At 47.0% G+C, this 570-nt stretch carries 1 protein-coding gene; it reads left to right on the forward strand.

The features are described 5' to 3' along the window. A partial coding sequence (locus WMO23_RS11455; RefSeq protein WP_349174162.1) for an RNA-guided endonuclease TnpB family protein occupies window positions 1–570 on the forward strand: 570 nt, incomplete at both ends.

Genomic DNA, 570 nt, shown 5'->3' on the forward strand with positions numbered 1-570 from the left:
CTATATCAGTATGCTGGTGGAGTATGAAAACCAAATACTCCCGGTCATACCGAAGACGTTCCTGGGCCTGGATTTTGTGATGCACGGCTTGTATGTGGCTTCCGATGAGGAGGATGCTGAGTATCCCGATTTCCTGCGAACGGCAGAGAAAAGATTGGCTAAGGCACAGCGGAAGCTATCCCAAAAGCAGAAAGGAAGTCACAACAGAGAAAAACAAAGACTGCGTGTAGCTATTCTCCATGAGAAAGTGGCCAATCAACGGCAGGATTTCCTGCATAAGAAGGCTCGCTACCTTGCAGATCGCTATGATGTCATTGGCATTGAGGATATTAGCGTCAAAGCGATGGCAAAGCGGAAAAAGGGTGGCAAGTTCAGTTTTGGCAAATCCGTAGCTGACAATGGCTGGAATCTGTTCACGAACATGCTGGAATATAAGTTGGCTTGGCAAGGCAAACAGCTTATCAAGATAGACAAGTGGTATCCAAGCAGCCAACTGTGCCATGTTTGCGGATATCAGAACCACGAAACCAAGGACTTATCTGTAAGGGAATGGGATTGCCCTAAATGTGG

This window comes from Megasphaera intestinihominis (assembly GCF_040096415.1).
Classification (GTDB): Bacteria; Bacillota; Negativicutes; order Veillonellales; family Megasphaeraceae; genus Megasphaera; species Megasphaera intestinihominis.